Origin of the sequence: Paenibacillus paeoniae, assembly GCF_003388735.1 — a bacterium.
GTDB lineage: Bacteria > Bacillota > Bacilli > Paenibacillales > Paenibacillaceae > Pristimantibacillus > Pristimantibacillus paeoniae.
Genome location: NZ_QUBQ01000001.1, coordinates 1104307 through 1117765, shown reverse-complemented (window position 1 = coordinate 1117765; position 13459 = coordinate 1104307). Strand labels below are relative to the sequence as shown.

The 13459-nt window shown below is 52.5% G+C and carries 13 protein-coding genes; all 13 read right to left on the bottom strand.

The annotated features are described in order from the left end of the window. Positions 1–2: 2 nt before the first annotated feature. The 13 genes from def to DX130_RS04880 all read right to left on the bottom strand — a co-directional run bounded on the left by def (position 3) and on the right by DX130_RS04880 (position 13406). Positions 3–488 (bottom strand): peptide deformylase, encoded by a 486-nt coding sequence (gene def / locus DX130_RS04940; RefSeq protein ID WP_116043308.1) that lies wholly within the window; start codon positions 486–488, stop codon positions 3–5. 36 nt (positions 489–524) lie between these two features. Then, a complete protein-coding gene (gene priA / locus DX130_RS04935) occupies positions 525–3011 on the bottom strand; it encodes a primosomal protein N' (RefSeq protein WP_116043306.1) in 2487 nt (828 codons plus the stop codon). Beyond that, positions 3008–4222 (bottom strand): bifunctional phosphopantothenoylcysteine decarboxylase/phosphopantothenate--cysteine ligase CoaBC, encoded by a 1215-nt coding sequence (gene coaBC, locus DX130_RS04930; RefSeq protein WP_116043305.1) that lies wholly within the window; start codon positions 4220–4222, stop codon positions 3008–3010. Before coaBC ends, priA begins: the two co-directional genes overlap by 4 nt. A 52-nt stretch (positions 4223–4274) precedes the next feature. Then, positions 4275–4799 (bottom strand): YfiT family bacillithiol transferase, encoded by a 525-nt coding sequence (locus DX130_RS04925; protein ID WP_116043303.1) that lies wholly within the window; start codon positions 4797–4799, stop codon positions 4275–4277. A 360-nt stretch (positions 4800–5159) separates the two neighbouring features. Continuing rightward, positions 5160–5345 (bottom strand): hypothetical protein, encoded by a 186-nt coding sequence (locus tag DX130_RS04920; RefSeq protein ID WP_116043302.1) that lies wholly within the window; start codon positions 5343–5345, stop codon positions 5160–5162. A gap of 306 nt (positions 5346–5651) precedes the next feature. Continuing rightward, positions 5652–6086, bottom strand: coding sequence for a DUF6157 family protein (locus DX130_RS04915; RefSeq protein WP_116043300.1), 435 nt, complete (start codon positions 6084–6086; stop codon positions 5652–5654). Between the two features lie 65 nt (positions 6087–6151). Next, on the bottom strand, positions 6152–6346 hold the full coding sequence (locus DX130_RS04910) for a hypothetical protein (RefSeq protein ID WP_116043299.1): 195 nt from the start codon (positions 6344–6346) through the stop codon (positions 6152–6154). A 113-nt stretch (positions 6347–6459) separates the two neighbouring features. Then, positions 6460–6669, bottom strand: coding sequence for a DNA-directed RNA polymerase subunit omega (gene rpoZ, locus DX130_RS04905; protein WP_116043297.1), 210 nt, complete (start codon positions 6667–6669; stop codon positions 6460–6462). A 16-nt stretch (positions 6670–6685) separates the two neighbouring features. Then, positions 6686–7297, bottom strand: coding sequence for a guanylate kinase (gene gmk / locus DX130_RS04900; protein WP_116043295.1), 612 nt, complete (start codon positions 7295–7297; stop codon positions 6686–6688). 19 nt (positions 7298–7316) lie between these two features. Beyond that, a complete protein-coding gene (gene remA, locus DX130_RS04895; RefSeq protein WP_005548256.1) occupies positions 7317–7577 on the bottom strand; it encodes an extracellular matrix/biofilm regulator RemA in 261 nt (86 codons plus the stop codon). Between the two features lie 209 nt (positions 7578–7786). Then, complete coding sequence (locus tag DX130_RS04890) at positions 7787–9664, bottom strand: bifunctional homocysteine S-methyltransferase/methylenetetrahydrofolate reductase (protein ID WP_116043293.1); 1878 nt, start codon at positions 9662–9664, stop codon at positions 7787–7789. Positions 9665–9673: 9 nt separating this feature from the next. After that, a complete protein-coding gene (dapF, locus tag DX130_RS04885; RefSeq protein ID WP_116043291.1) occupies positions 9674–10504 on the bottom strand; it encodes a diaminopimelate epimerase in 831 nt (276 codons plus the stop codon). 118 nt (positions 10505–10622) lie between these two features. Beyond that, a complete protein-coding gene (locus DX130_RS04880; RefSeq protein ID WP_116043290.1) occupies positions 10623–13406 on the bottom strand; it encodes a calcium-translocating P-type ATPase, SERCA-type in 2784 nt (927 codons plus the stop codon). Positions 13407–13459: the final 53 nt, after the last annotated feature.

Sequence of the window (13459 nt, the reverse complement as noted above, 5' to 3'; positions counted from 1 at the left end):
ATCTATTCGCCGCCTTTTCTCGGTCTGTCCGAGATATCATACACGCTCTCAGCCAAATCCGTGAATAGAATGCCGTTCAGGTGGTCAATCTCATGCTGGAACGCACGCGCGAAGTATCCGCTGGCATTCACAGTGAGCTTCTCCCCGCTGCTATTCTGCCCTTCGACCACGATGCGGTCGGCACGCAGCACATCGCCGTTCAGGTTCGGGATGCTGAGGCAGCCCTCCGGACCAAGCTGCTCGCCCTCTTGCTCTACGATTACCGGATTCACCATCTCGACCAACCCGTTCTCATCGCCTACATCTACGACAATCACTCGCTTGGAGATGCCAATCTGAGGAGCAGCGAGACCGACGCCTTGCGCATCATACATTGTCTCCGCCATATCCTTCAGCAGCTTTTTCAAATTGTCATTGAACTTGGTGACCTCCTTGGCTACCTCGCGCAATACCGGATCCGGTTCTTTCACGATCAAACGAATACTCATGTTGTTCCCTTCCTTTACTGGATATCTATGAACTTTTTATAAAATGACTTGGGGATCGACGTCCACGCTGAATGTCACGTTTTTTTGCGGCGGCCCCTCCGTAAACGGCTGGAGCACACGGCGGACGAGAGCGGATGCGTCAATGCTACCACGATATTTTATCACACATTGAAAGCGGTAGCGATCTTTCATTCTAGCAATCGGCGATGCGACGGGCCCCAGTACTTCAAGCGCCCTTGGCAGCCCGCTTCCGAGCGGAGCCAGCAAGCCCTCATGCTGGGCCAGTTCCCTAAGCTCGGCAGCGAATCGGTCGCTAACGGAGATCAGCAGCGGAAGCTGCTCATGCGACATCGTAACGAGCACAAGCCGACAATACGGCGGGTAACCCATCACCGAACGGTGTCGAAGCTCCTCGCCTATAAATGCGGCATAGTCATGCTGCTGTGCAGTCGTTATCGCATAATGCTCCGGCGTATAGGTCTGAATAACGACTTCGCCCTCCAGCTCATGTCTGCCGGCCCTGCCGGCCACCTGGGTAAGAAGCTGGAACGTCTTCTCCGCTGCGCGGAAATCGGGAAGATGAAGAGAGGTATCTGCGGCAATTACGCCTACTAACGTAACATATGGGAAATCCAGTCCTTTGGCTACCATTTGCGTGCCGAGCAGCACATCAGCTTGTCGCTCGCCAAATCGCTTAAGCAACTTCTCGTGCGCATGCTTCTCTGTCGTGGTGTCTACATCCATTCGGATGACGCGAATGCCAGGGAACAGCTTGGCTAGCTCTTCCTCTACACGCTGCGTGCCCGTTCCGAAGTAGCGAATATGCTCACTGCTGCAAGCGGGACATTCCGTAGGCGCTTGCTCCGCATGACCGCAATAATGGCAGCGCAACACTCTCGTTTTCTGATGATAGGTAAGTGAGATATCACAATGCGGGCAAGAAGCCGTATGACCGCATGAGCGGCACATCACGAACGTCGAATATCCTCTTCGATTAAGCAAAAGCACGGATTGCTCACCGCGCTCCAGCCGCTCCTGAAGCTTCTCATACAGCTGGCGGCTGAACATCGAGCGATTGCCGCCGCGCAGCTCTTCCCGCATATCGACAACGTCAACCGTCGGCATAGGACGTCCTCCGACGCGCTCCGGCATCGGCAGCAGCGCCGAGGCTCCGCCATCCCCATGTGGAGCAGAGCGCTTCGCTGCCGCGAACGATTCCATGGATGGCGTAGCCGATCCCAATATAACGGTTGCGCCATGATGGCTCGCTCTTCTGACGGCTACATCACGTGCATGATACTTAGGACTCTCCTCCTGCTTATAGGACGACTCATGCTCTTCATCTATAATAATGAGGCCAATATGGTCAAAAGGAGCGAATATGGCCGACCGGGCGCCGATCGCCACTTGAGCCCGTTTGCTGCGGATTTTCCGCCACTCGTCGAACCGCTCTCCACTTGACAGGCGACTATGTAGAACAGCAACCGCTTCACCGAAACGGCCCTTGAAGCGCTCCACCATCTGCGGAGTGAGTGAGATTTCCGGTACAAGTACGATAGCTTGGCGCCCCTGCTCCAGACAATATTGAATCGATTGCAAGTAGACCTCGGTTTTGCCGCTCCCCGTTACCCCATGGAGAAGCATCGTTCTGCCCTTGCCTTCGTCCAATGAGGCGATAATTCGTCCAAAGACAGCCTGCTGACCATCCATAAGCGGCAGGGGCTGTGTGCGCTTGAAGCTGCGATCCCCATAAGGATCGCGTCCGCTCTCTACTTCTCTTAGCTCCAATAAGCCTTTCTCCACCAAAGCCTTAATGCTTGCCGCCGATGCGCCGGATGCCTGTACCATCTCCTGCAGCGGCATAGCCTCTCCGCGTTCATACATGAAGGAAAGCGCCTCGCGCTGCTTGGCCGCCCGGGATGGGATCTGCTCCAGTGCAAGCTCCAGGCTGGGCAAAGTCTTCGGCAAAAACACCGTAAGCACCTTTTTCACCGACAGCCTGTCTCTAATAGAAGATTGCTGAATAAGCGTTCCATCGCCAAGCGCTTGCTTCACTGCACGAACATGCTCCGGAAAACGCGCAAGTAGAGCGTCCAGCTTGACAAGGCCGTCGCCCTTATCCATCCATTCCACAAGCTCTGCAGGGAGCGCATCAGCGTCCGTCTCATCCGCCAAGCCGATCCGCTTCTCTTCTTTGCCCTTCAGCGCAGCCGGAATCATCGCCTGCAGCGCTTGCGTCCATGAGCAGCAATACTTTTCACTCATCCACTGCGACAGCTCAATCATATCGGGCAGGAAGGGAGGCACAGGGTCGAGCAGCTCGGCAATCGGCTTCACACGCGTCATGTCTACAGAAGCGGACTCCGATATGGCAATTACAAATCCTTGCAGCACCCGCCCGCCGAAGGGAACGCCTACACGGCTGCCCACCTCGATCCAGGACTCCATCTCCATGGGTACTTCATAATCAAACGGCCGATCCGTCTGGCGGCTCGGCACGTCCACAATAACCTTAGCAATCATGACTGGCTTCCACCGCCCGCAGCAATCCGCTCGCTAATCAGTTCCATCAATCGAACCGCTGTCGCTCGCTTGGACATTAAAGGCAAGGCTTCGACAAGTCCCTCCGGTCCGTATACCTCTACCGCATTCGTATCTCCGTTGAAGCCGACGCCATCTTGACTTACATCATTCGCAACAATTAGATCGCAATGCTTTCTTTGCAGCTTATCCATGGCATGCCGCTCCAGATATTCCGTCTCCGCCGCAAATCCAACCAAAAACTGATGCGACTTGCGCTCTCCGATAGTCGCCAAAATATCTGTCGTTCGTTCAAGCTCCAGGACGAGGCTCTCACCCGTTTTCTTCAGCTTCTGCTCATGGACAACAGCGGGTCTGTAATCCGCGACTGCCGCCGCTTTCACCACGATATCCGCATTTTGGAACTCATTCACAACAACGTCCAGCATGTCTGCAGCTGATTGCGTCCGAATGACTTTCACACCCTTGGGAGGCTGTTCAGTCGTGCGTCCAGCCACAAGCGTAACGTCTGCTCCCATCAATTGTGCTGCTTCCGCAATCGCAAATCCCATTTTGCCCGAAGAATCATTCGTCAAATAACGGACAGGATCAAGCCGCTCCATCGTTCCGCCTGCGGTGATGAGCACTTTTTTGCCTTTAAGCTTTTGATTTTGCGTAAACCACGTTTCGAGGGCTATCACGATATCTTCAGGTTCAGCCAGTCTGCCCTTTGCGACATAGCCGCATGCAAGCTGGCCCGTTCCAGGCTCCACGAACATTGCGCCGCGCGCAGCCAGCCGCTCCATATTGTCCACAACGGCCGGATGCTCGTACATGTGCACATTCATAGCCGGTGCGATCACAATGGGGCATGTCGCGGCAAGCAGCGTCGTACTGAGCATGTCGTCCCCGTGTCCATTCGCCATCTTAGCCATGAAATTCGCTGTGGCCGGAGCGATCACGATCAAATCAGCATGGTCAGCCAGATGAATATGTGTCACAACCTCGGGATTACGCTCGTCGAATGTATCTATATGCACGGGATTGCGCGACAACGTCTGCAGCGTCAGCGGCGTAATAAATTCGGTAGCGGATTTCGTCATCATGACATGTACGGTTGCTCCGGCTTGAACGAGCTTGCTGCATAACGCGGCTCCTTTATAAGCGGCAATGCCTCCGGTGATGCCTAATATAATTGTTTTCCCTGCTATCATGTTGCCCACTCCTATTCCGTCAAGCACCCACCTTCGATATGGCGGATAGCGCTTACCATTCCATTCGTTCTCTTAGGCTTAATATATGTGAGACATGATGTCTGCCGTGCCAAGCCATATAAGCAAGTAATGAGGATAATTTCATCTGGCTTCCCTTCTCGGGATGATAAAATTGTTTCTCGAAATCGGGCCGCTCCATCGATCGCAGCAGCAGCGACGTTCTCGCATGCAACCCGTCAATGATAAGCAAGCTTGTAACCGGTGATGCATTCAGAGTATCTGCCGTTATCACCCATCGTTCCTCATTAAACGGCTTAATTGTCGGATTAGATTCGGTCAAGGCCAGCTTGAATCTGGAGAACATGTTCATATTGGCATCCGCAAGATGATGTACAATTTGCCGGGCGGTCCAGCCTCCCGTTCGATAAGGCACATCCAATTGCTCATCATCTAAACCTTCGATAGCCGCCCTTAATTCACCGGGCAACTTCTCAACCTCGTTGATCCATTGCTCCATTTGCACGGTCGACATGCCTTCAAACACAAATTTGCCATTGGGAAAACGCAACTGCTCCATAATAAACTCCTCCTCAACGTTTTGTGGAACAAAACTGACTTGTTAAGCGCTGGCCTTTCGTTTTGCAAGACAAAACTTGCTTTATGAGCACCTGGCCTAAAGCTTGGTAAGCTATAACAGCTTCGAAAAGCGGTCTTCAGTTTTGCGGTACAAAACTAGCATCATATATTGCTGCTTGGGTCATGTGTACAAGAGCGCGATGCTTGTGTGTTCGGCAAGATACTTAGATGTTGCATTGTGCGATGAGTGCGATTCGTGTAACTGGCGGAGCAAAAGCGCAGCGGAAGATTTCTCCCCTTATCATATCATAATGCATTTCAAAAACTAGATGTTGGACATGTCAACCATTCATCCGACTGCTTAAAAAAGGATGTAATTTATAACTCCTATAGATCCAACGATAATAATCAGAACGATCAGAAAGGCTACAAAGACGGTTTTTGCGGTCGAGCGTTTCTGATTCGTGTTTTTCAAAGACTGCACTTGATGCTCAAAAGCATTCAATTGCTGCTTCAGCTCCTGAATATCACGCTTCTCATCGGACATTGGATCACCGTCCCCTGACAGAATAAGTTTGATTCATCCTATATCTTTCATTAAGACGTACGACTCAAACGACAAGTTGACGAGAAGTGGGTTATTGCGTATTTACTTAGAATTGTCGCGATATTCGCAGAGCCGCAATTTCCATCTGCAGTCTGGGGGGAATTAGTGTTGTCTCACGACACTATTGCGGCGCCCCAACTAACTCCGGCCAATCAGCGATTTCTCCACAACGCTATTTCGTCTATTACACTAATCTAGACCATTAGAATCCATGACCTAATGCCACCATCACAATCCAAGAACCCACTACGACTTTTTGCTGCTTCTAACCGCTATCTGGAGCTCCATATGCTCATCGCTTTTGGCCGCATCCAGCAGACCTCGATAAGACTCCGTTTCCATCCCGTAAAGAGCTATTTTCCCTTCTTCATTGTAATGCACGCCCCATCCGAACTTTTTGGGAAGCTGGGAGGCTCGCATGCAGGGATGGCTTTTGCTAAGCAGTTCGTCGCGCAAGCGGGATCGCTCATCACCCGGCATATTGGGGTCAAATCCCTTATGTCTCCAATACACCTCGAATAGCTGCTCCTCAAAGGTGAAACGGTAGGGATGATTGGCCAGAAGCTCATACTGAATGACATGCGCAGGCTTTCCTTCTCGCTTCGCTACAGGCTCGACCCCTTCGAACACCGGACAGTCGGGCGCAACCGCAATAAATATATTTGTCCAATGTCTAATCATAACTATCGGCTCCTTCGGGGTTGCTTAACGCTCAAACGCAATTGCGACAGTACTTCTTCTTTTGCCTAAATACGTTTATCGATGATATGGCTCTTCGCCTTAACTTCTTTCCTCAGCTCTCTAACTTCTTCTGTCAGGACGTCCACCTTCTCCGACAAGCGGGAATTGTTGATTGCACTGCGAACCACTGCGTAAAAAATCAGGTAAAACAACACTATTAAAATAACAACAAATACCAAACTACTTATACTCGATGACAATTCGTTCAATCTCCCGTCTATTACACGTTTCAACACATAGGTGACTGATCAGACAAAAAAGAGGTGCATCCCTGTCTCCAGTTCACACCTCCAGTCTTGATCAATCTGTCGTACTATTCGTCTTTCGCACCAAGTGATTCTACATGAATGATATCGCCGTAAATTTCCTCAAGCGCTACGCCAACATGCTTATGCGAACGCGGGTTGATCAGCTCCGACTTCTCCCCATTGCGCAACATGCGCGCTCTTCTGGAAGCGGCTACGACAAGCGTGTATTTGCTGTCTACCTTCTTCACCATTTCGTCAATGGATGGATACAACATTAGACATTCTCCTCACTCAAGCTTTCTCGATTGTGGTCTTCATTCCCGTAACATAAGGCATAAAGCGTTCCCTGCGGCAGTGTTCTGCAATCACGATGCTTCGAATCCGATCACAAGCCGCATCTATCTCATCATTAATAACGGCATAATCATAATGGCTAAGAAGATTCATCTCCTCAACGGCGACGTTCATGCGGGTATTGATAATATCCTGCGTCTCCGTGCCGCGCCCCGTAATACGCTGCTTAAGTTCATCCAGCGATGGGGGCAAGAGGAAAATAAAGATTGCCTCAGGGAAGTTTTTCTTCACCTTAAGCGCACCTTGAACTTCGATTTCCAGAATGACATCTTTGCCGCCAGCAAGCGTACGATCCACAAAGTCACGAGGAGTCCCGTAATAATTGCCTACGTATTCTGCATGCTCCAGCAGTGCGTTGTTCGCGATCATATCCTGGAACTGCTCTCTTGTTTTAAAAAAGTAATTAACGCCTTCAACCTCGCCCTGTCTCGGTTGCCTGGTTGTGGCCGATACGGAATAAACGATCTCCGGCATTCTTGCACGAAGCGCGGTGCATACCGTTCCCTTTCCCACTCCAGCAGGACCGGACAAAACAATTAACAATCCCATTTGTTCCAAACTCCCCGTACTATTCGTCGTTATCGTCATCCTTGGTAGATAAACGATGGGCAACCGTCTCCGGTTGAACCGCAGATAATATAACGTGATCACTGTCCGTAATGATAACCGCGCGAGTCCGGCGGCCGTATGTCGCGTCGATCAGCATGTGTCGATCCCGTGCTTCTTGAATGATTCGCTTGATTGGAGCCGATTCCGGGCTCACGATCGAGATAATGCGATTCGCAGATACAATATTCCCGAATCCGATATTAATGAGCTTAATAGCCAAGCCAGGTCCCCCTCCGCCTACGGTCCTTCTATGCGCAATGATAGCCGATTTCCAAAAAACGACAGACCATTGCTCTATTGTTGACGAAAAAATGAATGAGCATACGTACTTCCTTTACCGTCCGCTCCAACTTATGCCTTATTTTAATTGATTTCTTCCCTTGGAACAAGCAAAAGTTAGGCAGCATCCATAATTCGGCTCTTCGCTCGCTATTGTTTTGTCTTTTCCCACACGTATTGCGTAAGCTGAACGGCCATGTCATAGAACATAAATGGCGTGATCAGATAGATGCCATTAAAGTGCTGCAACGCACAATCCAGCAGTTCTTTTGCGATCTGAACGCCCTCAGCCCGACCTTCCGGACCTTCAAGTCCAGCCATACGGGCTCGGACTTCATCCGAAAGCTGAATACCCGGAACTTCGTTATGCAGGTATTCCGCATTGCGTCCGTTGGCAAGCGGCATAATGCCGATAAAGACAGGCACACTGAGATGCTTGGTCGATTCCGCGATTCGCTCGATCAGACCCGTATCATAGACAGGCTGCGTCATAATGTAATCTGCACCAGAAGCAATCTTCCGCTCCAGCCGCTGAACAGCCTTGTCCAAATGTTTGACGTTCGGATTGAACGCCGCGCCAACGACAAACTTCGCTTTCTGCTTCAGCGGCTTGCCGGAGAAAGCTACCCCTTCATTCAACTGCTTGATCATCCGAATCATCTCGAAGGACGTCAGATCATAGACCGAGCTGGAATCCGGCAAATCTCCGAATCTAGCAGGATCTCCCGTAACAGCGAGAACGTGATCGATGCCAAGCGCATCCAGCCCCATCATATGTGACTGCGTGCCGATCAAATTGCGGTCGCGAGCTGCGATATGGACGAGCGGACGAATGTCTACCTTCTCTTGCAGCAGGGCGGCAAGCGCGATGTTGCTCATGCGCGTAACGGCAAGCGAGTTGTCCGCCATTGTCACGGCATCCGCCCTCGCCTCTCTCAACGCTACAGCGCCCTCCATAAACTTACGAATATCGAGATCGCGCGGCGGATCAAGCTCCACGATGACCGTATGACGTTCCTTCACCAGATCGACCAAAGTCGGCTCTTGGTGAATGTCTCCGAAGGAAGCTTGTTCGGCTGCCTTCGATGCAGGTTCGTGAACAACCGTCGACTGGCGTTTCGCTGCGGCAGCCGCTCCCGGCTGAGGAACGTAATCCGCAAGCGAAGCTGCCATCGCAGCCACATGCTCCGGCGTCGTGCCGCAGCAGCCGCCGATAATCCGGGCGCCGCGGTCCGCGAACTTGCGGGCGCATTCCGCGAAGTATTCCGGCCCCGCAGAATACGTATATTTGCCGTCTACATAATCCGGAATACCCGCATTCGGGTAGATGGAAAACGGCAGGGCAACCGGCGCATTGATGGAATCCATCGAGCGCATAATGCCGTTAGGGCCGCTGCGGCAGTTGAAGCCGACCACATCGGCCCCCAGTTCCTGCAACTGGTTGAACGCGTCCGCCAGCTCAATCCCGTCCGCAGTACGTCCAGCATCTTCTACCGCAAATTGACAAATAACCGGAATATCCGTCAGTTCGCGCGCGATGCGCACCGCAAGCTTCATCTCTTCCAGATCATAGAACGTCTCGAACAACAGTCCGTCGACGCCTTCCTCGATCAATACCTTCATCTGCCCTTCATACGCGTTGATGACGCGCTTCGTCCGCAGATTTTTCCGCTTGCCGTCGCGAATCGAGCCTATCGCTCCCACAACGTAAGCATCCGCGCCTATGGCGGAGCGTGCAATCCGCACACCTGCGCGGTTAATAGCTTCCATCTCATCCTCCAGCCCATGCTTCGACAGCTTCTCCAGGTTGGCGGAATATGTGTTCGTCTCGATCAGTCTTGCGCCCGCTTCATAGTAATTGCGGTGCACGCTCTCGATGACTTCAGGTTTAAGTACATTGAATTCTTCATAGGAAACGCCGACAGGGAACCCCATCTGATACAGATAGGTTCCCATGGCTCCGTCGCCGACAAGGATACGCTCTGCGAGCGCTTCCCGTAGATTTGGTCTTCTCAATTGTTCGCCCATACAGTCACCCTACCATTCTCCGCGGAAAACTTCCGCGGCAGGCCCTGTCATATAGACGTGATTATCGTTCTCGTCCCATTCAATCAGCAAGTCTCCGCCCTTAAGGGAGATGGTTGCTGTACGGTCTGTCGCTCCGGTCAGCACGGATGCGACAAGCGTCGCGCATGCCCCGGTACCGCATGCAAGCGTCGGTCCTGCACCGCGCTCCCATACTCTCATGTCGGCTTGCGAACGTGAATTGACCGTTACAAATTCAACATTGATCTTGCGCGGGAACATCGGATGTGTCTCCAGCTTAGGTCCCCACGACTCCAGATCGAAGCCGACTGCGTCATCCACATAGATGACACAGTGCGGATTGCCCATGGATACAGCCGTGAATGTAAACTCGCGGCCGTCCACTTCGATCGGATGCTCAATGACGCGATCAGCATCTACAGTAGTCGGCACTTGCAGGCCGGATAGAATCGGCTCTCCCATATCGACACGCACGGTTTGCACGTTGCCGCCTTCTACGGTCAGCTGTACCTTTTGCACGCCTGCTCCAAGCGTCTCAACCGTAATCTCTTTCTGATTGGTCAGTCCGTTGTCATAGACATATTTCGCCACGCAGCGGATCGCGTTGCCGCATTGCTCCGCCTCGGAACCGTCGGAATTGATAATCCGCATGCGGAAATCCGCCTTTTCCGAAGGTAGAATATAGACAAGTCCGTCTGCTCCGATACCGAAGAAACGGTTGCAGAACGATTCAGCGAGCTCTGCTGCATTAGCTGGAAGCGACTGCTCTCCCGCTACGACGATAAAGTCATTGCCTAATCCGTGCATTTTCGTGAAGTTCATCTATCGATCTCTCCTTATAGGCCCAAAGTATGCTAATCTATCATCATTCCTATTAGCATACCGTAAAGGAAAGAGAAACGCTATTCATAATTTGCATCAACATTTGCACTATTCCACGTTATCTGGCAGCCGTCTGCGGGCCGAGCGGCCATTTGGAATTTGTCTTTGTTTTGCCGGATTTGCCCAGCACGCTGCCAATACCCATCACGAATGTCGGAATTCCTGCCGCTACGAATACAAGACACCATTCACGGAATCCAATTGGCACCGTCTTGAAGATCGGCTGCAGCGCTTCAATATATAGTACACCCAGCATAAGCAGCAGCGACGAGAGAACCGCCAGCACCAAATATTTGTTTTGGAACGGATTGCGGTGGAAGATGGAGCGCGAGCTGCGGCAATCAAAAACATGAATCAGCTGCGCCATAACTAACGTCGCGAATGCAACGGTCTGAGCTTTCATCAATCCATCGGCCGTACCCGCTCCCTCACGAAGCGTAATCCAAAATGCCCCTAGTGTACAAATCCCGATTAACACGCCTCGGCTAATGATCTTCCATCCCAGTCTGCGGGCAAATATATTTTCTTTGGCTGAACGCGGCTTCTGCTGCATCAGATCCTTCTCCGCCTGATCCACCCCGAGCGCCATGGCCGGAAGCCCGTCTGTCACGAGGTTCACCCACAGGATCTGAATCGGCACGAGCGGAAGCGGCAGACCTGCCATCATAGCCAGGAACATGACCAAAATCTCGCCTACATTGGATGCCAGCAGGTAACGGATAAATTTGCGAATGTTTTCGTAGATGCCCCTGCCTTCTTCAATGGCTGCCACGATGGTTGAGAAGTTGTCATCGCTCAGGACGAGCGCTGATGCTTCTTTTGTTACGTCTGTCCCCGTAATGCCCATGGCAATGCCGATATCCGCCGCCTTAATCGCGGGTGCGTCATTGACCCCGTCGCCCGTCATGGCCACGACATGCCCTTTGCGCTGCAGAGCCTTCACGATACGCAGCTTATGCTCCGGCGATACACGCGCAAAGACGTAAGTATTGTCCACCAGACGATCCAGTTGCTCGTCTTCCATGCCTTCCAGTTGCCTTCCGCTCATTGCAATGCCGCCGCGCGGCATAATGCCAAGCTGACTGGCGATCGCTTCTGCCGTCAGTTGGTGATCACCTGTGATCATAACCGTTTTGATACCCGCTCTGCGGCATGTCGCAATCGCGTCTTTCACTTCGCGCCGCGGAGGATCGATCATGCCGGCCAAGCCTACAAATATAAGATTGTTTTCGGCATCCGCTTCCGTCTCGCATCGATCCGTCGATCGCAAATCACGATAGGCAAAGCCGAGAACACGCAGCGCAGACTGAGCCATCGCCTCGCCTGCATCCGCGCATTTGCGCTTCAGCGTATTGGTGAACGGGACAACCTTTCCGTCCCACAGCACATAGGAGCATTGTTCCATCAGCATATCCGGCGCGCCTTTCGTACAGAGCAGACGTCCTCCTTGATGGGAGAGCAATACGGACATCCGCTTCCGTTCCGAATCGAACGGGAACTCCTTGACCCGCTGGTAAAGCGCCTCCAGCGACTTCGCCGATGAACCAAGTTTTGTCGCCAGTACGGTGAGCGCACCTTCTGTCGGATCCCCTTTTAGCGTCCATTCCCCTTGCGGTTCTTTGCTCTTGCGGCGTTTCTGCTCCTCCGGCTCCGTTCTGACCAGCAAAGCGTTATTGCAAAGCGCACTGATTTGCAGCAGGCGCTTCATAGACTGATCATGCTTCAGGTCAAGCGCTTTGCCGTCTTCATAGACGGCACCCGTCGGATCATAGCCCTCACCGCTGACTTCGAGCTTGCGACCGCCAATCCAGACATGGGTGACGGTCATTTTATTTTGCGTCAGCGTACCTGTTTTGTCCGAGCATATGACGGAGGCACATCCTAATGTCTCGACTGAAGGCAGCTTGCGAACGATCGCCTTGCGTTTAATCATACGCTGGACGCCAAGCGCGAGCGCAATCGTCACGATTGCAGGCAAGCCTTCAGGGATGGCAGCCACCGCAAGGCTGACGCCTGCAAGGAACATGCCGTATGCCGGCTGGCCATGCAGGATGCCTGCTACAACAACCATAACCGTCAAGCCAATTGCCACGACGATAAGCAGCTTCCCAAGCTGCTCCAGTCTATGCTGCAGCGGCGTCTCCATCGACTCCGTCGCTTGGATGAGGCCGGCAATCTTGCCCATTTCGGTAGCCATGCCCGTCCGTATGACAATCCCTCGAGCTGTGCCGCGCGTAACCATCGTCCCCATAAATGCGATATTCCGCTGATCGCCCAGCGGCAATTCTTCATCCCCGATAACAGCCGCGTGCTTGCCGACAGGAACGGATTCGCCCGTTAAGGCCGACTCTTCAATATAGCAGCTGTTCGCCTCAATAAATCTGAGGTCTGCAGGTACACGGTCCCCGCTTTCCAGATAGACCATATCACCGTTCACCAAGTCTTTGGCGGCAACCGTAACAAGCTCGCCGCCCCGAATAACCTTGGCCGAAGGCGCCGACAGCTCCTTGAGCGCACGGAGCGAGCGCTCAGCCCGGAATTCCTGCATGAAGCCCAGAACGGCGTTCAGCCCGATAATAGCGACAATCGTAATCGCATCCAAGTATTCGCCAAGCAATCCCGATATTAAGGTGGCTCCCATCAGGATGAGCACCATAAAATCTTTGAACTGATTCAGGAAAAGCACAATCGGCGAGATCCTCTCTCCTTCCGACAACTCATTGTGACCATTCTTCTCAAGCCTCTCCGCAGCCGCGGACGGCTTAAGCCCGCCCTCTTGCGAACTGCCAAGCGATTCAAGAAGCTCGCTTGTCCCCATCTGATGCCATTTCAACTGTTCCATTCCATGACTCCCTCCCGTTGGTTGCCGTTCCAGCGGACAGCCCTTACTTACGC

Bases quoted from the DNA above. Each gene is read 5' to 3' on its own strand.
- def (WP_116043308.1), bottom strand. From the start codon at position 488: ATGAGTATTCGTTTGATCGTGAAAGAACCGGATCCGGTATTGCGCGAG.
- DX130_RS04915 (WP_116043300.1), bottom strand. From the start codon at position 6,086: ATGATTAGACATTGGACAAATATATTTATTGCGGTTGCGCCCGACTGT.
- DX130_RS04925 (WP_116043303.1), bottom strand. From the start codon at position 4,799: ATGGAGCAGTTGCGTTTTCCCAATGGCAAATTTGTGTTTGAAGGCATG.
- priA (WP_116043306.1), bottom strand. From the start codon at position 3,011: ATGATTGCTAAGGTTATTGTGGACGTGCCGAGCCGCCAGACGGATCGG.
- DX130_RS04880 (WP_116043290.1), bottom strand. From the start codon at position 13,406: ATGGAACAGTTGAAATGGCATCAGATGGGGACAAGCGAGCTTCTTGAA.
- gmk (WP_116043295.1), bottom strand. From the start codon at position 7,297: ATGGGATTGTTAATTGTTTTGTCCGGTCCTGCTGGAGTGGGAAAGGGA.
- rpoZ (WP_116043297.1), bottom strand. From the start codon at position 6,669: ATGTTGTATCCATCCATTGACGAAATGGTGAAGAAGGTAGACAGCAAA.
- dapF (WP_116043291.1), bottom strand. From the start codon at position 10,504: ATGAACTTCACGAAAATGCACGGATTAGGCAATGACTTTATCGTCGTA.
- DX130_RS04920 (WP_116043302.1), bottom strand. From the start codon at position 5,345: ATGTCCGATGAGAAGCGTGATATTCAGGAGCTGAAGCAGCAATTGAAT.
- coaBC (WP_116043305.1), bottom strand. From the start codon at position 4,222: ATGATAGCAGGGAAAACAATTATATTAGGCATCACCGGAGGCATTGCC.
- DX130_RS04890 (WP_116043293.1), bottom strand. From the start codon at position 9,664: ATGGGCGAACAATTGAGAAGACCAAATCTACGGGAAGCGCTCGCAGAG.